This is a genomic window from Shinella sumterensis (assembly GCF_004514425.2).
Classification (GTDB): domain Bacteria; phylum Pseudomonadota; class Alphaproteobacteria; order Rhizobiales; family Rhizobiaceae; genus Shinella; species Shinella sumterensis.
The window spans coordinates 1-25,380 of the sequence record NZ_MYFN02000014.1 but is presented as its reverse complement, the minus strand read 5'-3'; the positions used below and the strand labels follow the sequence as shown (position 1 = coordinate 25,380).

Annotated in this window: 23 protein-coding genes; 10 read left to right on the top strand and 13 right to left on the bottom strand. The window is 62.5% G+C overall.

Annotated elements, in window-relative coordinates:
* The first annotated feature begins 10 nt into the window (after positions 1-10).
* The 4 genes from livM (at position 11) to B5M41_RS21455 (ending at position 3,920) form a co-directional block, all read left to right on the top strand.
* On the top strand, positions 11-1,315 hold the full coding sequence (gene livM, locus B5M41_RS21470; protein WP_134652071.1) for a high-affinity branched-chain amino acid ABC transporter permease LivM: 1,305 nt from the start codon (positions 11-13) through the stop codon (positions 1,313-1,315).
* Positions 1,312-2,130, top strand: coding sequence for an ABC transporter ATP-binding protein (locus tag B5M41_RS21465; RefSeq protein ID WP_134652069.1), 819 nt, complete (start codon positions 1,312-1,314; stop codon positions 2,128-2,130). Before livM ends, B5M41_RS21465 begins: the two co-directional genes overlap by 4 nt.
* On the top strand, positions 2,127-2,846 hold the full coding sequence (locus B5M41_RS21460) for an ABC transporter ATP-binding protein (RefSeq protein ID WP_134652067.1): 720 nt from the start codon (positions 2,127-2,129) through the stop codon (positions 2,844-2,846). The genes B5M41_RS21465 and B5M41_RS21460 overlap by 4 nt, the downstream gene beginning before the upstream one ends.
* 198 nt (positions 2,847-3,044) lie before the next feature.
* Complete coding sequence (locus tag B5M41_RS21455; RefSeq protein WP_134652065.1) at positions 3,045-3,920, top strand: DMT family transporter; 876 nt, start codon at positions 3,045-3,047, stop codon at positions 3,918-3,920.
* Between the two features lie 6 nt (positions 3,921-3,926).
* On the opposite strand, the gene B5M41_RS21450 is transcribed toward B5M41_RS21455, so the two are convergent.
* The 8 genes from B5M41_RS21450 to B5M41_RS21415 form a co-directional block, all read right to left on the bottom strand.
* Positions 3,927-4,829, bottom strand: a complete 903-nt coding sequence (locus B5M41_RS21450) for a LysR substrate-binding domain-containing protein (RefSeq protein ID WP_134652063.1) — start codon at positions 4,827-4,829, stop codon at positions 3,927-3,929.
* 70 nt (positions 4,830-4,899) lie between these two features.
* Entirely contained in the window at positions 4,900-6,105 is a 1,206-nt protein-coding gene (locus B5M41_RS21445) for an NAD(P)/FAD-dependent oxidoreductase (protein WP_134652061.1), read from the bottom strand.
* The gene (locus B5M41_RS21440; protein ID WP_134652059.1) at positions 6,102-6,920 is read right to left on the bottom strand and encodes an NAD-dependent epimerase/dehydratase family protein; all 819 of its coding nucleotides are present in this window, start codon (positions 6,918-6,920) and stop codon (positions 6,102-6,104) included. Before B5M41_RS21440 ends, B5M41_RS21445 begins: the two co-directional genes overlap by 4 nt.
* Before the next feature lie 12 nt (positions 6,921-6,932).
* Positions 6,933-8,138, bottom strand: coding sequence for a pyridoxal phosphate-dependent aminotransferase (locus tag B5M41_RS21435; protein ID WP_134652057.1), 1,206 nt, complete (start codon positions 8,136-8,138; stop codon positions 6,933-6,935).
* On the bottom strand, positions 8,138-9,754 hold the full coding sequence (locus B5M41_RS21430; protein ID WP_134652055.1) for a hydantoinase B/oxoprolinase family protein: 1,617 nt from the start codon (positions 9,752-9,754) through the stop codon (positions 8,138-8,140). Before B5M41_RS21430 ends, B5M41_RS21435 begins: the two co-directional genes overlap by 1 nt.
* Before the next feature lie 2 nt (positions 9,755-9,756).
* The gene (locus B5M41_RS21425) at positions 9,757-11,835 is read right to left on the bottom strand and encodes a hydantoinase/oxoprolinase family protein (protein WP_134652053.1); all 2,079 of its coding nucleotides are present in this window, start codon (positions 11,833-11,835) and stop codon (positions 9,757-9,759) included.
* Positions 11,832-13,508 carry a thiamine pyrophosphate-dependent enzyme gene (locus tag B5M41_RS21420; RefSeq protein WP_134652051.1) on the bottom strand — a complete coding sequence of 559 codons (1,677 nt, stop codon included), beginning with the start codon at positions 13,506-13,508 and terminating at the stop codon, positions 11,832-11,834. The genes B5M41_RS21425 and B5M41_RS21420 overlap by 4 nt, the downstream gene beginning before the upstream one ends.
* Positions 13,498-13,704, bottom strand: a complete 207-nt coding sequence (locus B5M41_RS21415; protein WP_134652049.1) for a hypothetical protein — start codon at positions 13,702-13,704, stop codon at positions 13,498-13,500. The genes B5M41_RS21420 and B5M41_RS21415 overlap by 11 nt, the downstream gene beginning before the upstream one ends.
* A gap of 304 nt (positions 13,705-14,008) precedes the next feature.
* Here B5M41_RS21415 and B5M41_RS21410 point away from each other — a divergent pair, with 304 nt between their 5' ends.
* Positions 14,009-14,536 (top strand): response regulator transcription factor, encoded by a 528-nt coding sequence (locus B5M41_RS21410; RefSeq protein ID WP_230640277.1) that lies wholly within the window; start codon positions 14,009-14,011, stop codon positions 14,534-14,536.
* Positions 14,537-14,640: 104 nt separating this feature from the next.
* Here B5M41_RS21410 and B5M41_RS21405 read toward each other — a convergent pair whose 3' ends face one another.
* The 4 genes from B5M41_RS21405 to B5M41_RS21390 all read right to left on the bottom strand — a co-directional run bounded on the left by B5M41_RS21405 (position 14,641) and on the right by B5M41_RS21390 (position 18,992).
* Positions 14,641-15,429 carry an SDR family oxidoreductase gene (locus B5M41_RS21405; RefSeq protein ID WP_134652047.1) on the bottom strand — a complete coding sequence of 263 codons (789 nt, stop codon included), beginning with the start codon at positions 15,427-15,429 and terminating at the stop codon, positions 14,641-14,643.
* A 15-nt stretch (positions 15,430-15,444) separates the two neighbouring features.
* Positions 15,445-16,932 (bottom strand): sugar ABC transporter ATP-binding protein, encoded by a 1,488-nt coding sequence (locus tag B5M41_RS21400; protein ID WP_134652045.1) that lies wholly within the window; start codon positions 16,930-16,932, stop codon positions 15,445-15,447.
* Positions 16,933-16,963: 31 nt separating this feature from the next.
* Positions 16,964-17,896 carry a substrate-binding domain-containing protein gene (locus B5M41_RS21395; protein WP_134652043.1) on the bottom strand — a complete coding sequence of 311 codons (933 nt, stop codon included), beginning with the start codon at positions 17,894-17,896 and terminating at the stop codon, positions 16,964-16,966.
* Between the two features lie 121 nt (positions 17,897-18,017).
* Positions 18,018-18,992, bottom strand: coding sequence for an ABC transporter permease (locus tag B5M41_RS21390; RefSeq protein ID WP_134652041.1), 975 nt, complete (start codon positions 18,990-18,992; stop codon positions 18,018-18,020).
* 210 nt (positions 18,993-19,202) lie between these two features.
* Between B5M41_RS21390 and B5M41_RS21385 the strand changes: the two genes are divergently transcribed.
* The 5 genes from B5M41_RS21385 to B5M41_RS21365 all read left to right on the top strand — a co-directional run bounded on the left by B5M41_RS21385 (position 19,203) and on the right by B5M41_RS21365 (position 24,342).
* Positions 19,203-20,015 (top strand): transketolase, encoded by an 813-nt coding sequence (locus B5M41_RS21385; protein WP_160872543.1) that lies wholly within the window; start codon positions 19,203-19,205, stop codon positions 20,013-20,015.
* Positions 20,012-20,980 carry a transketolase family protein gene (locus B5M41_RS21380; protein WP_134652037.1) on the top strand — a complete coding sequence of 323 codons (969 nt, stop codon included), beginning with the start codon at positions 20,012-20,014 and terminating at the stop codon, positions 20,978-20,980. The genes B5M41_RS21385 and B5M41_RS21380 overlap by 4 nt, the downstream gene beginning before the upstream one ends.
* Before the next feature lie 85 nt (positions 20,981-21,065).
* Positions 21,066-22,535, top strand: coding sequence for an FGGY family carbohydrate kinase (locus tag B5M41_RS21375; RefSeq protein WP_134652035.1), 1,470 nt, complete (start codon positions 21,066-21,068; stop codon positions 22,533-22,535).
* A gap of 21 nt (positions 22,536-22,556) precedes the next feature.
* Positions 22,557-23,507 carry a sugar-binding transcriptional regulator gene (locus B5M41_RS21370; RefSeq protein WP_134652033.1) on the top strand — a complete coding sequence of 317 codons (951 nt, stop codon included), beginning with the start codon at positions 22,557-22,559 and terminating at the stop codon, positions 23,505-23,507.
* 49 nt (positions 23,508-23,556) lie between these two features.
* Entirely contained in the window at positions 23,557-24,342 is a 786-nt protein-coding gene (locus B5M41_RS21365) for an SDR family oxidoreductase (RefSeq protein ID WP_134652031.1), read from the top strand.
* Between the two features lie 242 nt (positions 24,343-24,584).
* On the opposite strand, the gene B5M41_RS21360 is transcribed toward B5M41_RS21365, so the two are convergent.
* Positions 24,585-25,380, bottom strand: a 796-nt coding sequence (locus B5M41_RS21360) for an ABC transporter ATP-binding protein (protein WP_230640275.1), incomplete at its 5' end; no start/stop codon positions are given.

Below are 25,380 nucleotides of genomic sequence, written 5' to 3'. Positions count from 1 at the left end.
GGAAACGGAGATGGAAACGAACCGAATCCTCACCCTCGCCAAACAAGCGCTTCTAACCTTCACCGTCTCGTTGATACTCTTCGCGCCGATCTCGGGTCTCGTGCTGGAAGGGTTCGGCTTCCGCAACGAGCTTGTGCGCGCCGTTCTGCTTGCCGCTCTTGTTGCGGTTGGGCGCGTCGTGCTCTCCGTCGTGGGGATGACAGCGCTCGGCCGCAAGCTTGCCGGCAGCGCAGCCCGCAACGGCGGCGGCGTGATCGTCATGACCGGCAACGAAAAATCGCCAGTCCTGATTCTCGCGCTGCTTTTCGCGGCCGGTCTTGCACTCCCCTTCTTCGCCGACAAGTACTTCCTGGGGATCGCAATCCTTGCTCTGATCTATTGCCTGCTCGGCCTTGGTCTCAACATCGTCGTCGGCCTTGCCGGCCTGCTCGATCTTGGTTTCGTCGCCTTTTATGCCGTCGGCGCTTACCTGCTTGCGCTGGGCTACCAGTATCTCGGCATCGGCTTTTGGAGCGCGCTGATCATCGCCCCCTTCCTGGCCGGCCTCTGCGGCATGATCCTCGCCTTCCCCGTCCTGAAGATGCACGGCGACTATCTCGCCATCGTCACGCTCGGTTTCGGCGAGATCATCCGCCTCGTTCTCAACAATTGGCTGGAGTTCACCGGTGGCCCGAACGGCGCATCGGTCCCGCCCCCGACCGTCCTCGGCCTGGAGTTTACCCGTACGGCCAAGCAAGGCGGCGTGCCGCTGCATGATTATTTCGGTATCGCCTACAGTGCCGACTACAAGTTCTGGTTCATTTATCTCGTCCTGTTTCTCGTCGTCTGCCTCGTCATCTACGCTGTTGAGCGCCTGCGCGTGATGCCGCTGGGCCGCATGTGGGAAGCGCTGCGCGAGGACGAGATCGCTTGTCGCTCGCTGGGCGTGAACCATGTCTTCACCAAGCTCACCGCCTTCATGCTTGGCGCATCGACGGGCGGGTTGGCCGGTGTCTTCTTCGCCGTTCACCAGGGGTTCGTGAACCCCACATCCTTCACCTTCTTCGAATCCGCACTGATCCTTGCGATCGTCGTGCTCGGCGGCCTGGGTTCGACGGTCGGCGTCATCGCTGCAGCCCTCGTCCTCACCATTCTGCCCGAATTGTTGCGCGATTTTGCCGAGTACCGCGTGCTGATCTTCGGCGTGCTGATGGTGGCGATGATGATCTGGAAGCCCCGTGGCCTTGTCCGCGTCAGGCGCCCGGCCTTCTTCCCGAGCACCGCGCCGAGGGGCGACACGGCGCCACTGTCCGTGAGCCCGGAGGTTGCACGATGAACGCGCCGCTCCTAGATGTTCGCAACGTGACCATGCGCTTCGGCGGCATCGTCGCAAACCGCAATGTCAGCTTCTCCGTCGCGCGCGGCAGCGTCACGGCCCTGATCGGCCCGAACGGCGCCGGCAAGACGACGATGTTCAACTGCATTACCGGCTTTTATCGCGCCAGCGAGGGCCAGATCCTGCTCAATGGTCCCGCAGGACAACAGGATATCGGTACGCTGATTACCAGACCGGTCACCGGCGGCTCGCATCTCGTGACCCGCGCCGGCATCGCCCGCACCTTCCAGAATATCCGTCTTTTCAAGGAGATGTCGGTCGTCGAAAACCTGCTGGTCGCCCAACATCTCGTGACGGCCAACAACCTCGTCAGCGGTGTGTTCCGAACGCCGGCCTTCCGCCGGGCCGAGCGCGAGGCCGTCGACCGCGCCTACCACTGGCTTGGCGAGATGAACCTCATCGATGATGCCAACCGGCTTGCGGGCGAATTGCCCTATGGGCGTCAACGCCGTCTCGAGATCGCCCGCGCCATGTGCACGGGACCGCGTCTCATCTGCCTCGACGAACCGGCCGCCGGGCTCAACCCGTCAGAAACACATGAACTTTCCGAGGTCATTCAGCGGCTGTGCAAGCAGCATGGCCAGACGGTGCTCGTCATCGAGCACGACATGGGGTTGGTCATGCGTATTTCCGACCACGTCGTCGTGCTCGACCACGGCGAGGTGATATCCGACGGCAGGCCGGAGCATGTGGCGAACGATCCTGCCGTCATCGCAGCCTATCTCGGCGTCAGCGAAGAAGAGGTTGAGGCATGAGCGAAGCCCCCTTGCTGGAATTTTCTGGCGTTCGTGCCCATTACGGGCCTGTCGAGGCGCTGAAGGATGTGAATGTCCACATCTTCAAGGGCGAGATCGTTAGTCTGATCGGCGCCAACGGCGCCGGCAAGACGACGCTGCTTTCGTCGATCTTCGGCGCACCACGTGCCTCCACCGGCAAGATCCTGCACAAGGGCGAGGACATTTCCAGGCTTCCCACCAATCGGATTTCGCGCAGAGGCATAGCGCTCGTACCGGAGGGTCGGCAGATCTACCAGGAGATGAGCGTGGAGGAGAACATGATGATGGGCACCACGCCCATCGGAATGGCATATTTCGAGGAAGACCGGACGACGATGTTCGACCTCTTCCCGCGGCTGAAGGAACGTCGCAACCAGACCGCGGGCACCATGTCGGGCGGCGAGCAGCAGATGCTCGCCATCGCCCGCGCCATGATGGCCCGGCCGGAGCTGATCCTCTTCGACGAACCCTCGCTCGGGCTTGCACCGCTCGTCGTCAAACGTGTCTTCGAGGTGCTGCGGGAGATCGCCGCCATGGGGAAGACCATCTTCCTCGTCGAGCAGAACGCCAACCACGCGCTCAAACTGTCAAAGCGCGCCTATGTCATGGTCAACGGCCGCATCCATCTCTCGGGCGAAAGCGCTGCGCTGCTCGACAATGAAGACGTCCGCAAGGCCTATCTGGGCTTGCACTGAACGGAAAAGACGATGCTGTCGCGGACTACGGCCTCGTCGGTGACCTCTTCGAAGCCTCCCGCAGCTCGAAAAGGCGCTGTAAAGGGATGACCCGAGGGGGTGCTGTTGCGCGCACCACAATTATCTTGAACTCGCTCGTCGCATCCGGCCATCCCTATGCTATGAGCGGGTTCAAACGATTTTGATTTTGTAGGCGTCATGAGCCCGAAAACCCGCGGTTATCTGTTTGCATTCCTTGCGGTCTGCATTTTTGCCGGCCAGGATGCGATCACGAAATACCTTGGCGATCGCTATCCGGCACTGTTCATAACCATGATCCGGTTCTGGGCCTTCGCGCTTTTCGTCTGCGCTTTCGCCGCCTCATCGAAGGGTGGCATCCGGCAAGCGGTTCGGACGCGCCGCCCCGGACTGCAGATCGCCAGAGGGCTTCTGCTTGTCGCGGAAATCATCCTTATCGTCTATTCCTATGTGCATGCCGGTCTTGCCATGAGCCAATCGATCTTCCAGGCAACGCCGCTGATCATCACGATCCTCTCGATCCCGCTGCTCGGCGAGGCTGTCGGATGGCGCCGCGGGACCGCCGTGCTGGTGGGCCTGCTCGGCGTTCTGGTGATCATCAACCCCGTGGATGTCCATTTTGACCTGTCGTTGCTTCTGCCCCTCGGAGCGTCCGTGCTCTTTGCGCTCTACAGCATCGCCACGCGTGCGGTGAGCCGGGAAGACTCGGCCGTGACCAGTCTCTTCTATGCCGGCATCGCGGGGGCGGTGGCGATTTCGCTGATCGGTCCGTTCTACTGGACGGAGGTCAGGTCCGGCGACTGGCTAGCCCTCGCCGCGCTCTGCGTCTGCGGTACTCTTAGCCACTATTTCCTGATCCGCGCATATGGCCTGCTGCCGGCGGCCGAAGTTCAGCCGGTCACCTATTTCCAGCTCGTTCTCAACGTCATCCTCGCCATGTGGCTGTTCGGTGAGATCGTCACGTTCAACATGATCGTCGGGGCCATCATCGTCGTCGGAGCCGGCCTCTTCACGATCTGGCGCGAGACTCAATTGACAAGGCGCGCCTCTTCCTAGCGATCCTCACCATTGCTCTGCGGTAATCCAGTCGCAAAAGGCGGAGATGATCTTGACGCGCTTGTGCGCCCTCGGAACGACGAGATAGAAACCGGGGACGTCCTTCTTGTCCATCGTATCGAGGATATCAAGGCCGAGCGGCGCGACGAGTGTGCCGGCCTTGATATCGGCAAGCGCATCGAGCTTCGAGACAAGCCCGACGCCGATGCCGGAAATGCTGCCCCTGCGCATCGTCGCCGCATCCTGGAATTCGATTTCGCCGGCCATCTCCATCGACGGCAGGCCGAGATGCGCCAGCACCTTGCGCCAGAGATCGCGGGCCATGACCGGATGAAGCAGCGTCATGCGGCCAAGGTCGGCGGGTGAAGAGATTTGTTTTGCCAGTTCCGGCGAGCAGCAAATGATCTTCGGATCATGCATCAGCAGTTTAACATCATACTCCTTCCAGTTGCCGAAGCCCCACTGGATGGAAACGTCGACCTCGTCGGCGGCGAAGTCGCGCACGTTGACCATGGTCGTCAAACGGATGTCGGCACCGGGCATGCGCTGGCGAAAGCGCTCCAGCCGCTCCATCAGGTAGCGTGTGGCGAAATACGGACTGACATTGATGTTGATGCGATTGCGGTAGGTCGAGTTTGTAACCCGGCGAATGCCTTCACTAAACTCGTCGAAGCCCGCCTGGACGAAATGCGACAGGATGATCGCATGTTCTGTGGGTTCGATGACCCGCGCCTTCCGCTCGAACAAGGGCACATGCAATGTATCTTCCAACAGCTTGATCTGCTGGCTGATCGCCTGTGGCGTGACGAGAAGCTCGTCGGCCGCGCTGCGAAATGTGCCCTGACGCATGACCGCCCAGAATGCGCGCAGCGCATTGAGAGGGGGAAGCCGCGTGTATTGTCCAGTCAAGTCACCCTCCGCAGGCGATATTCAATGACGACCGGCTCCGCCCATAGCCCATAGGTGGAGCCGGCGGCCGTTATATCACAGCTTTTTCGAGGAAGGGGCGATTCTCCACGATCCTCTCGTAGCCGACCTCCGTGAGGTCCAGGGTGCGGTATTCACCGTAGGTGATCAACTCGGATACGCCCCTTCCCGTTGCGGGTCCCTGCTGCAGCCCATGGCCGGAAAAACCGTTTGCGAACAGGAAATTGCGCACGACAGGATGACGGCCGACAACCAGATTGTGATCCAGCGTATTGAAGTCATAGTGCCCCGCCCACTGGTTCACGACCTTGATCGCTTCGAACTGGGGCGACCGCTCGGCCAGCGCCGGCCAGATGATCTCCTCGAACTCTTCGTAGCGCGGCTCGAAATCATCCCAGTCAACCGCCGGGTCCTCAACCGGCGGGCAGCCCGTCAGGAAGAATCGGCCTTCGGGCCGGCAGAACACGCCAGACGGATCGATCATCAGCGGGAGCCGACCCTGGTTGACAGCAGCCGTTCCCTCCGGCGTATGAGCGCAGTCGAAGACGAACAGGGTACGCTTGCGCGGCTCGACCGGAATATCGAGTCCCGCCATGCGGGCCGTTAGCGCGGCGCGCGGACCGGAGGCATTGACGATCGTGCCGGCCTCGACGACCGCGCCGGACTTCAAGGTGACCGACGTCACAGTATCGCCATCGCGGCCGACAGCCACGGCCTCATCCGTGACGTAGTCGACGCCAAGCGAGCGGGCCTTATTCTTGAAACCATACATGAGGCCGGTATTGTTGAACCAGCCTTCGCCGGAGCGGCCATAGGAGGCGAGCTCGATATCCGCGACGTTCAGGTGCGGAAAGGCGTTCGCCAACGCGGCGCGGTCCCAGAGCACGACATCGGCGCCACAGGAGATCTGCGCTTCGTGGTTCTCTTTGAGGATCTGCACCTGCTCGGGCGTACTGGCCAGGAACAGGTAGCCGCCGGAATGGAAGCCGAGATCCGGCCTGTCGTCCCCGACCTGCATCATCTCACCGAAATTGCGGATGACTTCGGAGCCGTACTGGCTGATCTTCACATTGATTGGATTGGAGAACTGGGTGCGGATCGAAGACGAAGACAGCGAAGTTGCCGCCTTCAGATAGGTCGGGTCGCGTTCCACGACGAGCACCGATCCATCGAAATCGGGATTGGCCGCAAGATAATACGCGACAGCGGAGCCGATCACCGCGCCGCCGATAATGACGACGTCATACTGGTCTTTCATTTCGAGGCCTCGTCGTTGGGATGGCCGATATCGACGAACCATCCGCCGAGATAAAGAGTGGAGGGCGCCTTCGGATCGACCGGCGGCTTTTCCGCCTCGACCCTGGCGCGGAAACGCTCGGTATTGTCCCGCGGCACATAGCCGAGATGACCGGCTTTGCCATTGTCGACCGGCTTGACGGCATTGTCGGAGAGGCCAAAGCTGATCGTGTGGCCGACGCGCGGCGCCGTCAGGCTCGCCGTCACCAGGCGGATGCAGTCCTCAAACGACAGCCACGACCAGAGCATGCGACGGTCTGCTGGCTCCGGGAACGAGGAGAAGATGCGCAAGCAAACGCTCTCCAGCCCGAACTTGTCCCAGTAGAAGCGGCTCAGCGCCTCGACGAAGCATTTGGAAACGCCGTAGAGGCTGTCGGGTCGTACCGGCGCGTCCGTATCGATATGGGCTTCGAGCGGATGATAGCCGATCGCATGAACGGAGGACGCATAGACGACGCGCCTGACGCCGTGCTTTCGGGCAGCCTCGTAGATGTGATAGCTGCCGCGGATATTGGCGTCGAGGATTTCCTCCCAGGGACGCTCCAATGGAACGCCGCCGAAATGCACGATGGCATCGACACCTTCGACCGCCTTCATGACAGCGGCCTCGTCGGCGAGATTGAAGGTCATCGCCTCTTCGTTCGGCTGCAGGTCCTTGATCTCGTCGATATCCGCCAGCCGCAGCGTGTCGGCGAGCGGCGAAAGGCCCCGTCGCAACTCCGTACCCAGGCGGCCGGCGGCCCCCGTGATGAGAATAGTCTTGTAGGACTTGGACATTCTTGGTTCCAATCAGAATTCGAGTTTGGCGACGGCGGCCGCAATACGCTCCACCGCCTCCTCCAGAACCGCCTCGGAGGTTGCCGTGGAAATGCGAAAGAAGGGGGACAAGCCGTAGGCGGTGCCCGGAACCGCTGCCACATGCCCCTCGTCGAGGAGATATTTCGCGACCGCGACGTCGTCTTCCAGCGTCTGGCCCGACGGGGTTTTCGCGCCGATCAGCGCCGTGCAGCCGATATAGGCGTAAAAGGCGCCTTCCGGCGGGTCGAGGCTCAGCACATCGATCTTGGCGATGCCTTCGACCACGAGATCGCGGCGCCGTTCGAACGCGGCACGGAATTCGGCAACGCAATCCTGCGGCCCCTCGAGCGCCGCCTTGGCCGCGATCTGCGCCGGGGCGGAAACGGAGGTGCAGGACTGGCTCTGGATCGTCGCCATCGCCTTGATCAGATCGTTCGGGCCGGCGGCATAGCCGACGCGCCAGCCGGTCATGGCATAGGCCTTGGACATGCCGTTGACGATCAGCGAGCGATCGCGAAGTTCCGGGCAGGCCGCGCCGAAGGAGACGAACTTGCGACCGTCGAAAATGATGTGCTCGTAGATCTCATCCGACAGGATCATGACATCGGGATAGTTTGCGAGAACCGCACCGAGTGCTTTCAACTGGGCCTCGGTATAGACCGCGCCCGACGGATTGCCCGGCATGTTGAGGAACAGCCAGCGGGTCTTTTTCGTCAGCGCCGCTTCCAGAACCTGGGGCGTCAGGCGAAAACCGTTCTCCGCCGGGCAGGCCGGCGTGACCGGAACGCCGCCGAAAAGTTTGACCATCTCAGGATAGGAGACGAAATAGGGCGCTGGCAGGATCGCCTCGTCACCCTCCTCCACCGTGGCCATCAGCGCGTTGAAGATGATCTGCTTGGCGCCATTGGCGACGGCGATTTGGTCTATGGCGTAGTCGAGGCCGTTTTCGTTGCGAAACTTGGCGACGATGGCCTTACGCAGGTCTGGTGTGCCGAGCGAGGCGGTGTAGAGCATGCGCTCTTTGCGCGCCGCCGCGAAGGCGGCTTCGGTGATGTGGGCGGGAGCCGGGAAATCCGGCTCGCCGAGACCGAGGTCGATCACGTCGACCCCCGTCGCCGCAAGGTCCTTGGCGGCCTGCGAAACGGCCATGGAAGCCGAGGGCTTGACGGCGGAAAGCCTGCTGGCGATATGGCTCATCATTTCTTCTCCGTCACATAGCCTTTGGACAGATCTTCGGCTCTGGCTTCCGCGGTGCGCTCTAACGGGTTTCCGAAGCCGCCGCCACCCGGCAGTTCCAGCATCAGCCGGCGGCCGGCCGGCACATGCTGCCAGCCTTTCGGCCGTAGTTTCATGCCGTCATCGAGCTTCGCAGAGCCGGGCGCCCCGTCTTCACCGCCATCACGCCCGCGCGCTGGCGTCGCGATGCGGTCGAACATCGCCGAAAAGTCGAATTCGTGGCCTTCCGCCGGCGCGATTTCGATGATCTGGCCAAGACCACCGCGATATTTGCCCGCGCCGCCGGAATCCGGACGCAGTTCCTTGCGCCAGACGACGATGGGGCCAGTATGTTCGGTCGCCTCGATCGGCATGGTATGGACGCCGGAAGGAAATGCTGTCGAGGACAGGCCATCAATGCCGGGACGTGCGCCCATGCCGCCCGAGTTGAACATCAGTACCTCGGCACGCCGGCCGGCAGCGCCGGCAACCGGGCGGGCCGATATATGGATGTTCCACAGTGCGGCCGCGCCTTCGGCAAGGATCTGGCCGGGCAGCGCCTTGGCCAGCGCACCGAGAACGAGGTCCGGGACCATGTGGCCTATGACATGGCGCACCGAAACCGGGGCCGGCCGCTCGGCATTGAGGATATTGACCGGCGAGGAGACGTTGAAGACGGCAAGTGAGGCGGAATTATTGGGAATGTCAGGTGCCACCACGCATTTCAGCGCGTAGCAGGCATAGGCCTTGGTGTAGATCAGCGGCACGTTGATGCCCCAGCGGCTCACGCCATCCGTACCGGAGAAATCGACATTGATCCCGCTGTCGGTGATCGAGACCTCCGCCGCAAGCCTGATCGGCTCGTCGTAGCCGTCCGTCAGCATGTCGTTCGTCCAGGCGCCCTTCGGCAGGCCGGCAATGCGCTCCATCGTCGCCCGATGCGTGCGCGACAGGATGAAGTCGCCCAGCGTGTCGAGATTGTCGTAACCGACCTCGTCCAGCATCTCGATAAGCCGCCTGTGGCCGACGTCGTTGCAGGCGGCGAGCGAATAGAAGTCGCCGATCACCTGGTTCGGCTCGCGCACGTTGAGGCGCAGGATCTTCAGCAGGTCCTTGTTCACCACGCCACGCTCTGCGAACTTCATGATCGGGATCTGGATGCCTTCCTCATAGACCGACTTGCCATCCGCCCCGAAGCCGCGCCCGCCGACATCGACGACATGCGCCGTGCAGGCGAAGAAGCCGATCAGTTCCCCGCCCTTGAACGACGGCGAGACCATGGTGATGTCGTGCAGGTGGCCGGTGCCCTTCCACGGATCGTTGGTGACATAGGTATCGCCCGGATACATATCCTCGCGCGGGATTTCGGCGATGAAGTGCAGCACGGCTTCCGCCATTGTATTGACGTGGCCCGGCGTGCCGGTGACGGCCTGGGCAAGCATCTCGCCCTTGGCGTTGTAGACGCCCGCCGAGAGATCGCCCGCCTCGCGGACCGAGGTGGAGAACGCCGTGCGCAGCAGCGTCAGCGCCTGTTCTTCAACGACCGAGATCAGGCGGTTCCACATGACCTGCATGCGGATTTCATTGATATCGCTCATGATCAGTGACCCTTGCGCACGAGAAGAATGGTGCCGTCGATCTGGATGACGGCATCGAACGGCGACGTGACGACGGTCGAGGTTTCCCGCTCGACGATGACCGCAGGGCCGGCCACGCGCGCACCTGGTGACAGCGTCTCGCGCGGCACGATCGCGGTTTCCAGCGTCCTGCCGGAGGCCGGGTCGAAGACGGCTCTCGTGGTGGGCGCGGGTATCGCGGCACCGTCCGTTTCAAGCGTGAAGCGCTCGCCCTCGGGGCGCACGTCCTGCGCCTTGACGGACCAGGTGACGAATTCGATTTCCGGGCCTTCGACCGCACGGCCGAAGAACTGGGCGTAGCGGTCTTTGAAAGCCGCCTCGATCATTCCGGCGTCCGACGCCGTGAAGGCACGGTCGGGCAGTGGCACGGGGATTTCCCAACCCTGTCCCCTGTACCGCATGAAGGCGGTGATTTCGCGCACGATCTTTCCCTGCGTGCCGGCACGTACAAAGCCTTCGGCGGTCTCTTTCAACCCTCCGAGCATGGCGTTGGCAGCGCCTGCGTCAAACTTCGAAAGGCGCATGATGTTGGATGCCAGCGCTTCATAGCCGAACGGCGCCTTCAGGAAGCCGATCGCCGACCCCACGCCCGCCCCTTGCGGGATGAGGCACTGGTCGACGCCGAGTTTTTCGCAGAGACGGGCGGCGTGCAGGGGGGCAGCACCCCCGAAGGCGATCATGATGTTTTCGGAAATATTCTTGCCGTTCTCGACCGCATGGACGCGTGCCGCATTGGCCATGTTCTCGTCCACCACCTCGACGATGCCGAAGGCGGCCGCTTCGGTGGCGAGCTTCAGTGGGTCGCCGATGTCGCGTGCGATCGCCGCACTGGCGCTTTCGACCGAAAGCTTGATCTTGCCGCCGGCGAAGTTGTCGGGATCGAGCTTGCCGAGCACGAGATCCGCATCCGTGATCGCCGGCCGCTCGCCGCCACGCTGGTAACAGGCCGGGCCGGGCTCCGAGGCCGCCGATTCCGGGCCGGCCTGGATGCGGCCCATGGCATCGACCCAGGCGATGGAGCCGCCGCCCGCACCGATCTCGATCATCTCGATGACAGGAATGGAGATCGGCATGCCCGAGCCCTTGCAGAAGCGGTAGGTGCGGGCGACTTCGAAAGTGCGCGCCGTGTGCGGCTGGTAATCCTCGATAAGGCAAATTTTCGCCGTCGTGCCGCCCATGTCATAGGAAACGACACGGTCCAGGCTGAAGCGGCGAGCGATGTCGGCAGCAAAGATCGCGCCGCCCGCAGGGCCGGATTCGACAAGCCGAACCGGAAACTCGGACGCCGTCTCGACCGAGATCAGCCCGCCGCCGGAATGGATCATGAAGACCGGGCACTCCGCTCCCATCTCCTTCAGCCGCACCTGCAACCGCGACAAATAGTCGGCCATCTGCGGGCGGACATAGGCATTGGCACAGACCGTATTGAATCGCTCGAACTCGCGCATTTGCGGCGAGACCTCCGACGAGATCGAAATCGGGATCGAGAGCTTCCGGGACAGGATTTCGCGAGCGCGTTGCTCATGCGCCGGGTTCATGTACGAATGGATGAAGCCGATGGCGACGGACCCGAAGTCACCCTCGGCGATAACGTCCGCAAGAGCTTCCAATGCCGCTTCGTCGAGCGCTTGGAGCTCCTTGCCCTGCGCATCGATGCGCCCCTTGACCGGAAAGCGATCCTCACGCGGGATCAATGGCTTTGGCAGCACGAGGCTGAGATCGTATTGTTCGAACCGGTTTTCCGTGCGCATCTCGATGACGTCACGGAACCCCTCGGTGGTGATGAGGGCTGTCCTCGCACCGCGGCGCTCGATGAGCGCATTGGTGGCAAGCGTCGTGCCGTGGATGACGATGTCGATATCGTCAGCCGAAATGCCCGCATCCAAGATAACGATTTCGATACCGTCCAGAATCGCTTGTTCCGGTGCCGAATAATCGGTCAGGACCTTTGTCGAGAAGAGCTTGCCGCGCACATCGAGTGCGATATCGGTAAAGGTACCGCCGATATCGGCGCCGAGGCGGATGTCGTGACGCTTTGTCATGCGGTTTCCTTTGCAGAAAGAGCGGCCTTGCGCATTTGGCTCAGCGTCTGGCGCGGGGTCAACGCTTCGGGTGAAATGTCAAGGTCGAGAAGCGCGCCGGTCTTGGACGCCCGTGCCCTTTCGAAGGCGGCCGCGAAGTCCGAAGTCGCCCCTATACGCTCGGCGTGGAAACCGTAGGACTTCGCAAGGGCCACGAAATCCGGATTGACCATCGTCGTGCCGGAGACGCGCTCCGGGTAATGCCGCTCCTGATGGGCGCGGATCGTGCCGTAGATGCCATTGTTGAGAAGAAGGATGATCGGCTGCGCGCCGTGCTGAAGGGCCGTCGCCAGTTCCTGGCAGTTCATCTGGAAATCGCCGTCGCCGGCAAAGCAGACGACGGTGCGGTCGGGATGGGCGACCTTGGCGGCGATGGAGGCCGGAACGCCATAGCCCATCGCGCCCGACTGCGGAGCCAGGAGGCGCGCCTTCGGCCCGAACCTGAAGAACTTGTTGGGCCAGACGGTGAAGTTTCCCGCGCCGTTGGTCAGGATCACGTCGTCAGGCAGAATTTCGTTCAGGAGCGCGGTCACCTTGCCCATGTCTACCGGCGAGGGCAGATCGGGAAGGTCGAAGCTCTTTTCGTACGCGGCACGCCCCTTGGCCCGCCATTGCGCCCACCCGCCCTTGACGGGCTCAAGCGCGCCCAGAGCTTCCGCAAAGGCGTTCGGGCCGGCGTGAATACCGAACGCGGGCCTGTAGACCTTGCCGATCTCCAGGTCCGAACCATGGATATGGATGATCTGCTGGCGTGTTTGCGGAACATCGAACAGCGTGTAGCCGTCTGTCGAGTTCTCGCCGAAGCGGTTGTTGACCGCGAGGATGACGTCGGCTTCGCGCAACAATTCCTTGACGGAGGCGACCATGCCCACGCCGGCTTCGCCACAGAAGGTCGGCGAGGCATTGTCGTACTGGTCCTGATAACGGAAGACGGACACCACCGGAATGTCGGACGCCTCGGCAAAATGCCGGACCGCGTCCATTGCACCATCGGCCCAGTTGCAGCCGCCATAGAGAATGACGGGACGCTCTGCGCCTTCCAGCATCCGGCGCAGCCGCTGCATGGCAGGAGCCGAGGGCGCGGGCTCAGCGATCTCGACAGGGCCTGACAGGGGCGCGGCCCCCGTAAGCGAGGTCAGCATGTCCTCCGGCAGCGCGATCACGACGGGGCCGGGACGGCCCGAAATCGCGAGCGTCCAGGCGCGAGAGAGGATTTCGGGGACGCGTTCGACCTGATCGATTTCGACGGCCCACTTGGCCATGGTGCCGAAAACGGCCTTGTAATCGACTTCCTGGAAAGCCTCGCGACCCTTCATGTCGGTTCCAACCTGTCCGACGAAGAGGATCATCGGTGCAGAATCCTGCATGGCGGTGTGCACGCCGATCGAGGCATTGGCGGCGCCGGGACCACGGGTCACGAAGCAGATGCCCGGCTGGCGGGTGAGCTTCCCATAGGCCGCGGCCATGAACGCCGCACCACCTTCATTGCGGCACAGGACATAATCGAGGCGTCCGCCGGTATCATGCAGCGCATCGAGCACCGCGAGGTAGCTTTCCCCCGGCACGCCGAAGCTTTTCGTCGCCCCCAGTGCCAAGAGACACTCGACGAGCAGCTGCCCTCCATTACGTTCCATACCCATCTTCCTGTCGTTCGATGATGTGAGGTTGAAAGCCGGAGTCGATAGCCAGCCCATCCGCGACGGCGCAGACATACGCGCGATCCGCCAGATCCATAGCCAGCGGCACGATTTTGTGTTCACCGTGCATCTCGACCAGCGCGATGCGGTCACGGCCCAGCGCGCGCACGTCCCAACCCTCTTTTGCAAGCATCGTGGCGATCGGGCGTCCGGGGGCCCGCGTCGCCTCCCGTGACAAGTGCTTTCGTCATTACGCAATCCCCATGAGGCACGTTGGAGCATGCCCGCGGAAGCCACCCGCTTAAACGAAGAAATTGACGCGCTTAGACAAGTTCTTCTTGTTCGGCCTTGGCATTTGCAGCGTCGGTCCGATGGAGACCCTCGCAGGTCTGCCGGCCGCGAACCCGTGTGCCAATGGGCTGTTCGGCTCCTCGGAACGATCACAAGCCGATTCACTTGAATCCGATGAGTTGCACAGATGGCAACGCCGGTGAAGCTTGCCATCTGTAACGCAAGGTTCCGGCCTCGCGACAGCGATCCGTCTTCGTGAAGCATCGACCCTTCCGATAGCGGAAGCGCTCCATGGCCAGCGGCCGGTTCTTATCGACGATCTCGCCGCGATCACCGCACGTGATCTCCCGACCGGAGGATGGCGCATCCCGCCCAAATCCGCAGCGGTTGTTCCCGTTATGCCGACGGGCGAAACCGGGCGATCGGGTGCCTTGGTCGTCGATTTGGAGGCGATGGGGCATGTGGTGTTTGAGGTCGTCAGCGCCGAAGAGGCACTCAAGGTCTTGTCACGAGAGGCGATCGACCTTCTGCTGACTGATATCGGGCTTCCGGGCATGTCCGGAGCGGAGCTTGCGGTTGAATGCCGGCGGCAGAAGCCGGGACTCGGCATCATATTTGCTTCAGGTGCAGCCGGGATTCCGCGTGTGGACGGGCACGAATGGATCGCCGATGCGGTCATCCTTGGAAAGCCCTACGATGAGTCCGCCCTGGCAAATGCGATGAAACAGATATGACGCCCGGGGCCGTTTGCTCATCCGTCAGCCAAAACAAGTGACGTATCAGTCAGGCCCTACACGCCCGCCTGAATCACAGCTATGTCGTCGATGCCGCTTGGCGATTACCAGCAGCAGAAGCCGCCATCGACGAGCAGGTCGACACCCGTCACGAAGCTTGCCGCATCCGAGAGAAGGAAGACGGCCGGGCCGACCATTTCGTCGACATTTGCCATGCGCTGCATCGGCGTCTGCTCTTCGAACAGCTTCGTCTGATGCACCATTTCAGGCCGGGTGTTCATCGGCGTTGCGGTATAGCCGGGGCTGATCGTGTTGACGCGGATGCCGCGGCCGACCCATTCCATGGCCATGGATTTGGTCATGTGGATGACGCCGGCCTTGGAGGCATTGTAATGGCACTGGCTGAGGCCGCGATTGACGATGACGCCGGACATCGAGGCGATATTGACGATGGCGCCGCGGCCGGTCTTCAGCATGGCGCGCGCTTCGGCCTGGCAGGAGAGGAACACGCCCTTCAGGTTGATGTCCATCATCGTCTGGAACTGGCTCTCCTCCATCTCCTCCGCCGGATTGGCATTGGCGATACCGGCGGCGTTGACGGCGAGCGTAAGAGAGCCGAGCTCTGCTTCGGTGCGTGCAACCGCGTCGGTCAGCGCCGCGCCGCTGGTCACGTCGGCGGCGATCTGGACGCTGCGACGGCCAGCACGCGCGATGAAATCAGCCGTTTGGGCGAGGCCATCATCCGTCCGACGGTCAAGCAGGGCGACGTCCGCACCACACTGGGCAAGGCCCATCGCAATGCGCTGGCCGATACCGCTACCGGCACCCGTGACGAGGGCAACGTTGCCCGAGAGATCAAACAATTTCGGTGCGTTGAGTTTAATTTCCGACATGCTGTCTATTCCTGTTCAAAGTGTCGCCAGTTCCATGACCGAGACGTCGTTGGCGTCCTCGCGGTTCAGGATACCGGCCTGTTTGCCCTGTGCCATGACCATGATGCGGCTGGAGACGCCCAGCACCTCCTCGAGGTCGGAGCTGACCACGATGACGGTGACGCCTTCGCGCGCCAAGCCCACGATGAGATCGTAGATCGACGAGCGCGCGCCGACGTCGATGCCGCGCGTCGGTTCGTCCAGCACCACCACCTGCGGCTTGCGCGCCAGCCACTTGGCCAGCACCACCTTCTGCTGGTTGCCGCCGGAGAGCTCGCCGGCATTCTGCCCGCCACGCCCCTTCACGCCGAAACGCTTGATGTAGTCTTCCGCGAATTCTCGGATGCGGCGCGACGAAATCCAGCCGTTGCGGGAAATCTCGCCGAGGTTGGCGTAGCCGATGTTTTCCGCAATGGAATGGTCGAGCACGACGCCCTGCAGCTTGCGATCCTCCGGCACGAGCACGATGCCGTTGCGGATCGCATCGATCGGCGAACGCGGCGTCACCGGCTTGCCGTGCAGCAGCACTTCGCCGCTGGCGATCGGGTCGGCGCCGGTGATCGCGCGCACGAGTTCGGTACGGCCAGCGCCCATCAGACCGGCGATGCCGAAGACCTCGCCTTTACGAACGGAAAAATTGATGTCGCGAAATGCCTTCGATGGCGCCGACAGGCCACGCACTTCGAGCGTCACCTCATCCGTCGGTGTGGGCAATGTCGGGAACATGCGCTCCAGCGAGCGCCCGACCATCGCCTCGACAATGGTGCGGATCGGTACGTCGCCACGGTCGAATTCCTGCACTTTGGCGCCATCGCGCATCACGACGATGCGATCGGTGATCCGGCGGATTTCCTCGAGGCGGTGCGAGATATAGATGATGCCGACGCCTTCGGCCTTCAGGCGCTCGATCTGGTGGAAGAGGAGCTGCGTCTCCTCGCCACCGAGTGCTGCCGTCGGCTCGTCCAGAATGAGCAGGCGCGCATTCAGTGTCAGCGCCTTCGCGATCTCGATCAGCTGCTGCCGACCGGTCGAGAGCCCCTCGACAAGACGGTCGGGCGACACGTCGAGACCGAGACGCTGCAGGCCGGCGCGGGCACGCTCTTCCATCGCACGGCGGTCGAGACGGCCGGATTTCATGGGGTAGCGACCGACGAAGACGTTCTCGGCGATGGAGAGTTTCGGCAGAAGCTTCAATTCCTGATGGATCATGCCCACGCCCTCGTCCATCGCGGCGCGGGGATTGGCGGGGGCATAGGGCTTGCCGAGCCAGGTCATTTCGCCGGCGGAGGGCTGGACGGTGCCGGAAATGATGTTCGACAGGGTCGATTTTCCCGCACCGTTTTCGCCGAGCAGCGCCACGACCTCTCCCGGATAGATGTCGAGGTCGACACCGTGGAGCACCTTGATCGGACCGTAGGATTTCTGGATTCCACGGAGCGACAGGAGGGGAGAGCGGTTCGTCATGGCGCTGCTGCCTTTTTGCTACTGTCCCGGATTACGGATGGCTCTTGACGAATTCCGGTGCGTTTTCGCAAGTCGTCAGGACGGCGTTCGGCGTCTGGCGCTCTTCCACCTTCTGGCCGGCTGCGACGGCGAGCGCGGATTCAACGGCCAGAACGCCCATCTTCTGCGTGCTCTGTGTCGCGGTCGCGATGAACGGACCCTTGCACTTCGCGAGGTATTCGAGCGCAGAGACGTCGCCGTCATAACCGCCAATGATGACCTTGTCCGAGAGGTTTGCAACGTCGACAGCCTTGGCGGCACCCATCGCAAGACCATCGGCCTGACCGAAGATGATCGTGATGTCCGGGTTCGCCTGGAGCATGTTCTGCGCAATCGTGAAGCCTTCGTCGGCCGACCACATGTTGCTCCACTGCTGGTCGACAAGCTCGACGCCCTTGTTCTCGTCGATTGCCTTTTTGCAGCCCGTGAAGCGATCGACTTCAGGCGTCGTACCCTTCTGACCGTGGATGATCGCCATCTTGCCCGAACCACCGGCCTTGCCGATGATGTACTTGCAGACTTCGTAGGCGGACTGGACGCTTTCGCCGGCGATGAACGTATCGCCTGGCGCGCCTTCGGGCGTGCGGTCGACATTGATTACGGGAATGCCGGCTTCACGGGCGAGACGGGTCGGAACGGCAGCGGCGGCGGCGCCGGCCGGGATGTAGATGAAGGCGTTGATGTCCTGCGTCATCAGGTCCTGAACCTGGCTGACCTGGGTATTGGTGTCGTTCTTCGCATCGACGACGACAACTTCGATGCCCTTTTCCTTGGCATGCTTTTCAACGCCGAGCTTGATCTGGTTGAAGAAGTCGGCCTGCAGGTTCGGCACGGCAAGGCCGATCTTCTTGACTTCGGCGGCGGAAGCCGGAAGTGCGAGCATGGACGCGGCGGTTGCCGCCAGCAGCAGTTTGGACAGTTTCATGATTTCTCCTCCACGTTACCCGGCGGTGCCTGCCTCGCAGAAAACCGCCTTCCCTTTGCCGGCCTGCACGATTGCCGACCGTTTTTCCGCCCCATCGCGATCGCGATGGGGGTGAACGTCGTTATTTGCGCTTGCGATAGGTTTCGGCCGTGACGGCGAGCACGATGACTGCGCCGATGATGACCTGCTGCATGAAGGGCGAGACGCTAAGCAGGTTGAGACCGTTGCGCAGCACGCCGATGATCAGGACACCGATGATCGTCCCGCCGATACCGCCGGTGCCGCCCGACAGCGACGTACCGCCAATGACCACCGCCGCAATCGCATCGAGTTCATAGGACACGCCCGAGGACGGCTGCACGGAGTCGAGACGGGCGGCAAGCACCATGCCCGAGAGGCCGGCGAGAAAGCTGCACACGACGTAGACGAGCACGGTTGCGCGCTGAACATTGATACCGGCGAGGCGCGCCACCTCGGCATTGCCGCCGATTGCGTAGAGAACGCGGCCACCGTGGCGGTAGCGCTGGTAGAGCAGGCCGACGATGAAGACGACGACCATCACGGCGACCGTCAATGTCAGGAAGCCGCCAAAACGCACGATGGCCATCATGTTGAACCAGGCAGGAAAGCCGATGATCTGCTGGCCGTCGGTTATCATGTTCGCAAGACCGCGCGTGATCGACATCATCGCAAGCGTCGCGATAAAGGCCGGCACGTTGAAGCGCGTGATCAATATCCCGGCAATCAGCCCGTTCAGCGACGCGACGAGCAGGGCAAGCGGGATGGCGATCCCCATCGGCACACCGGCAACCACGTTCAGGTAACCGAGCACCATCATGGCCAACGCCATGACCGAACCGACCGCGAGGTCGATGCCGCCGATGAGAATGACGAGCGTCATGCCGACGGCCATCACACCGAGCACCGTGATCTGGTCGAGCACGTTCAGGAAGTTGCGCACAGACAGGAACTTGTCCGTGGCAAAGGTGAGGAAGAGGCACAGCACTATGAGGCCAATGAGCGGGCCTGTGGCTCCGCGCAGCGAAGGCAACACGATGCCTGCGAACCCCTGTCGTTCCTTCACATCCGCCACCATGGACGCTCCTCCCGGTCATTTGCGGCTTCGCGCTCGGTTTATCGCATAAATATTCATAACTGTGTGTAAATTCGTATCGCAACATATCGGCGGGTGTCAAGACGAGCAAGGCGAATTTCATTCCGCACTCCCGCCCCCATTTTCGCTTGACTTCACGATTATCCGTGCAAGTATATCTGTAACTGTATATTTATTCACAACGAGGTTTTCATGCAGCCGAATGATCTCGACCGCATCGCTCAACAGATCCGTCTCCGTGATCTGCAAGCGGTTTTTGAAGCTGGCGCAGGCCATATCGGCGGCGAAATGTCCGCCATCGACATCCTGACGGCGCTTTATTTCCGCGTCCTGCGCGTCTGGCCGGACCAGCCGAAGCACCCCGATCGCGACCGTTTCGTGCTCTCGAAGGGCCATGTGGCGCTCGCCCTCTATGTGACGCTCGCCAAGCGCGGCTTCATTCCGGAAGAAGAGGTCGCGACCTTCCTAAAGCCCCATTCGCGCCTCAATGGCCATCCGAACTGCAACAAGGTTCCCGGCGTCGAAACCAACACCGGCCCGCTGGGCCACGGCCTGCCGGTGGCCGTCGGCATGGCGAAGGCCGCCAAGCTGACCGGTGCGACTTACCGCACCTATGTCCTGACGGGCGACGGCGAGATGCAGGAGGGCTCCAACTGGGAAGCCATCGCTTCGGCCGCCCAGTTCGGCCTCGACAACCTGACGCTCATCATCGACCACAACCGCTTCCAGCAGGGTGCGTCCCTGAAGGACACCAACAATCTCGCGCCCTTCCCGGCCAAACTCGAAGCCTTCGGGTGGGATGTCACCGAGATCAACGGCAATGCCATGGACGAGATCGTCCCCGCGCTCGAGAAACGCGGTAGCCGACCGCATTGCATCGTCGCCCACACCAACAAGGGCCACGGCATTTCCTTCATGCAGGACAAGGTCGACTGGCACCACAAGGTGCCCAATGCCGAACAATACAAGATTGCCGTCGCTGAGCTTTCGGAGGCCCTGTCATGAACGCCATCACCCCCTCTCCCAAGCTGCACGATTGCCGTGACGCCTTCGTCGCCGTACTGGAGCGCCTGGGCGCCGACAATCCCAAGATCGTCGCCGTCTGCAACGACTCCGTCGGCTCCTCCAAGCTCGGCGGCTTCAAGGCCAAGTGGCCCGAACGGCTCGTCAATGTCGGCATTGCCGAGCAGGCGCTCGTTGGCGTCGGCGCCGGCCTCGCCAATGGTGGCCTCCTACCCTTCGTCTGTGGCGCGGCCTGCTTCCTGACCGGCCGTTCGCTGGAGCAGATCAAGGCCGACATCGCCTATTCCAATGCCAATGTGAAGCTCATCGGCATCTCCTCCGGCATGGCCTATGGTGAACTCGGCCCGACGCACCATTCCATCGAGGACTTTGCCTGGACGCGCGTGTTGCCGAACCTGCCGGTCGTCGCCCCCTGCGATTTCATCGAAACGGCCGCTGCCGTCGAATGGGCAGCCTCCTATGACGGCCCGGTCTTCCTGCGCCTTTCACGCGTTGGCGTGCCGGATCTGCTGCCGGAAGGCCATAAATTCGAATTGGGCAAGGCGAACCTGCTGCGCGACGGCGATGCCGTCACGCTCATCGCGAATGGCACCGTCACCCACCGTATGATGAAGGCCGCCGCCATTCTTGCCGAGCAGGGTATCCAGGCGCGCGTTCTCAACATGGCAACCGTGCGCCCCATCGACATCGCGGCCGTCGTGTCCGCGGCCCGCGACACCGGGGCGATTCTCACGGCAGAGGAGCACTCCACCTTCGGCGGTCTTGGCTCGGCCATCGCCGAAGTGGTCGTGGCGGAAGCCCCAGTGCCGATGAAAATCCTTGGCGTGCCCGGCATTTTCCCGCCCACCGGCTCCGCGGAGTTTCTGCTTGACGAATTCGGCATGGCGCCCGCCGGCATCGCGCAAGCAGCCGTGGACTTGATCGCGCGAAAATCTTCCCGCACGTAATCGTGCGCGACCAGATTTCGTGCGGGGTGCGGCAAGACCTCCCTTATGCCGCGCCCTTTTCTTCTTTCCGCCGACCGGAGCCGCGATGACGACCGCCATTCTTGCCATTGACCAGGGCACCACGAACTCGAAGGCCGTGCTCGTCTCCACGAGTGGCGAAATCCTGGCGCGCGGCTCGTCCCCCGTCGGCATTGAACATCCTCAGCCAGGTTGGGTTGAACAGAGCCCGCAGCGTCTCTGGGAATCGGTGCTCGAAGCCATCGCCACCTGCCGTGCAGCCGCACCCGCCGTTGAAGTCCTCGGCATCGCGATTTCCAACCAGCGCGAATCCGTCACCGTATGGGACGCGGTGACCGGAGAACCGCTCGGTCCTGTGGTCAGCTGGCAATGCCGCCGCAGCGCGCCGGCCTGCGCCGAGTTGATCGCCGCCGGGCATGCGCCGCAGGTCCAGGCGCTCACCGGCCTGCCGATCGACCCGATGTTCCCCGGCCCGAAGATGAAGTGGCTGCTCGATCGCATGCCTTCAGGCAGCAAGGTTCGGCTCGGAACGATCGACGCTTGGCTCATCCATTGCTTCACCGATGGCGCGGTCCATGCGTGCGACGCTGCCAATGCTGCCCGCAGCCAGCTTTACGATCTCAACGCGCAGGTCTGGAGCGATGAACTCTGCGCCCTCTTCGGCGTGGCCAAATCCGCCTTGCCGGAGGTGCGCGACAGCGCATCGCACTTCGGCGTCACGAAGAATGTACCGGGTCTGCCGGACGGCATTCCGATCGCCTCCGCCATCGGTGACAGCCACGCGGCATTGTTCGGCCACGGCGCCTTCAATCCCGGTGATGGCAAGGTGACGTTCGGCACCGGCTCGTCGATCATGACGACCCTGCCCCGTTTCATTGCGCCCGAGCAGGGGATCACCACGACCATCGCCTGGTCGATCGACGGACAGCCGACCTATGCCTTCGAGGGCAACATCCTTGTTTCCGCTGCCTCGCTGCCCTGGATGGCCGACATGCTCGGCCTGCCGGATGTGCAGGCGCTGACCGAACTCGCGGCCACCGCTCCTCCCGGCGGACCCGGTTTCGTTCCGGCCTTTGTCGGCCTCGGCGCACCCTACTGGAATTCGGATGCTCGCGCGCTGTTTTGCGGCATCACCTTCAACACGAGCCGCGCCCAGATGGCCCGTGCCGTGACGGATAGCATTGCCTTTCAAGTTCATGATGTCTTCAAGGCCATGTCGTCGCAATCGCCCACGCGGCTTGGTCGTCTCTATGCCGATGGCGGCCCGAGCAAGAACACGTTCCTCATGCAATGCGTCGCCGATACGTTGGATCACACGATCATCCAGTGCGACGCGACAGAGGCTTCAGCGTTGGGCGCGGCCTATATGGCAGGCCTGACGCTCGGCGTCTGGCGGGATCTCGCGGCCATTGCCGCCTTACCCCGCGCCGTCAACATCCTCCCTCCCCGGACGTCCGATGCCGCGGATCGCCTCCTCGTCTGGCAGGACGCAATCTACCGCTCGACCGTATCGGCCCCTTCCTCTATGAGTGAATAAAAATTCACCTCCGGAGGTTCCATGGGACGGCTCAACGAGTTGCGACTGATCGCCCGTATCGCCCAGATGTATCACATCGAGGGCAAGCGACAGGCTGAGATCGCCGAACTCATGCACATGTCGCAGGCCACTGTATCGCGCATGCTCAAGCGAGCCGAGCAGGAAGACATCGTACGCACGACGGTCATTCCTCCCGCGGGCACCTTCGCCGATCTCGAAACGGCGCTGCGGGAGCGCTACAGCCTGACAGAAGCCATTGTCATCGACTGTTCGGAAGATCGTGATGGCGCAATCATGGCACGCATCGGCGAAGCGGCGGCCCACTTCCTCGAAGTCACGCTGCAACAGGATGAGATCATCGGCGTTTCGAGCTGGAGCCAGACGATCCTGCGCATGGTGGACAACATCCACCCACTGAAGAATGCCAAGGCCAAGTACATCGTGCAAATTCTGGGCGGCATGGGCGACGCCTCGGTGCAGACCCACGCGACGCAGCTGACGGCCCGCCTCGCCCGGCTGACCGGCGGCGAGCCGCGGCTGCTCCTCGTACAGGGCATCACCTCCTCGCGTGAAGCCAAGCTCGTCATGCTCGCGGACCCGGCGGTGCGCGAGACGATGGATCTCTTCGGCCGCCTCAGCCTCGCCATCGTCGGCATCGGTGCCGTGGAACCGTCGGAACTTCTCGCTCGATCCGGCAACACCTTCTCCCCCCAGGAAATGGCAATGCTGCATGAGGCCGGTGCGGTCGGCGAGATTTCCTATCGCTTCTATGATCGGGACGGTAAACCGGTCGAAACACCCCTCAACGACCGCGTCATTGGCCTGTCGCTGGAGGAACTGCGCAAGACCGCACGCGTCATGGCGCTCGCAGGCGGAGAATCGAAAACCCAGGCCATCGCCGGCGCCCTGAAACTGGGCGTCATCGATGTGCTTGTCACCGACAAATTCACTGCGGCACGGCTCACGGCCTGATCCATTCGGGATCCGACGTCGGCCTGCTGCGCATTATGGAGAAAACACCATGACACGTTTTGCAGGCCAGACGGTATTCGTGACCGGCGGCAACAAGGGCATCGGCCGCGGCATCGCCAAGCGCTTTGCCGAAGAGGGCGCGAAGGTCGTGATCGCCGCGATCGAACAGGACACGGCGGACGCGGCAGCCGCACTCGCCAACGAGACCGGCGCTGAAATTCTCGGCCTCACACTCGACGTGACGGACGCCAAGGCCGTGCAGGAAGCCTATGGCGAGGCCGAAGCCAAGCTCGGCGCGATCTCCGTCTCCGTGCAGAATGCCGGCGTCATCACCATCGCCAAGGTCGAAAACCTGACCGAGCGCGAATGGGACCTCAATCTCGACGTCAACACCAAGGGCGTCTTCCTGTGCTGCCAGGAGGCGGTCCGCCGCTTCCGCGCCAGCGGCACCAGGGGTCGCCTCATCAACACCGCCTCCGGCCAGGCCCGCCAGGGCTTCATCTACACGCCGCACTACGCCGCCTCGAAATTCGGCGTCGTCGGCCTGACCCAGAGCCTTGCCAAAGAGCTCGCCCGCGAAGGCATCACCGTCAACGCCATCTGCCCCGGCATCATTCACACCGAGATGTGGGACTATAACGACCGCGTCTGGGGCCAGATGCTCGGCGAATACGGTCCAGGTGAACTGATGGCCGAATGGGTCGAGGGCATTCCGATGGGCCGTGCCGGTACGCCTGCCGAAGTCGGCGCGCTCGTCGCTTTCCTCGCCTCCGCCGACGCAGCCTATATCACCGGCCAGACGATCAATGTCGATGGTGGCCTGATCATGTCGTGATCCTCGCTTCGGAGGACGTGATGTCCAACACAAATGCGCGCCGCTTGGCGCGTATTTGTGTAAATGGTATCCCCTCTTGGAGCTTTATAAGCTGTTGAACGGGTCTGAACCGTTGGCGTGACTGTTGCTTTATTTGGCTCCTGCTTTTCCCAGATTGCACCGCATCAATTCGCATTATTCCACGTAGGCGCACTCATCCGCTTTGCAGAAATACATAGCCCTTAGGATCGTAACGAGCCGTCTCATCGGATTGCCTTGTCGCTTTCGTCGAAGCGGTGGATACGGCCGTCATCGGGGGTGAGATGGACGATGTCGCCGTGGGTGACGGGGAAGTCCCCGTCGGCGCGGACGGTGAGCATGCCCACGCCCTCGACGTTGACATGCAGGAACGTGTCGGAGCCGAGGTGCTCGGCCACGCCGACGACGCCCTTCCAGGTGCCGGCATCCTTAGAGAGCCTGATATGCTCGGGGCGGATGCCGACGGTCGGCGCGTTCCACGGCTTTGCGGACTCGCCCTTGACGAAGTTCATGCGCGGCGAGCCGATGAAGCCGGCGACGAAGAGGTTGTCGGGCTTGTTGTAGAGATCGAGCGGCGAGCCGACCTGCTCGATATTGCCGGCATTCAGCACCACGATCTTGTCGGCCATGGTCATGGCCTCGACCTGGTCGTGGGTGACATAGATCATCGTGGTCTTCAGCTGGTGATGCAGTTCGCTGATCTCCAGCCGCATGGTGCCGCGCAGCGCCGCGTCGAGGTTGGACAGCGGCTCGTCGAAGAGAAAAGCCGACGGTTCGCGCACGATTGCGCGGCCGATGGCCACACGCTGGCGCTGACCGCCGGAAAGCTGGCCCGGGCGGCGTTCGAGATAGTTGGTGAGGTTCAGCACGCGGGCGGCTTCCGTCACCTTCTTCTCGATCACCTCCGGGCTGGCCTTCGCCATCTTGAGCGGGAAGGCGATGTTCTTGCGCACCGTCATATGCGGATAGAGCGCATAGGACTGGAACACCATGGCAAGACCCCGCTTGGCGGGTGCCGCC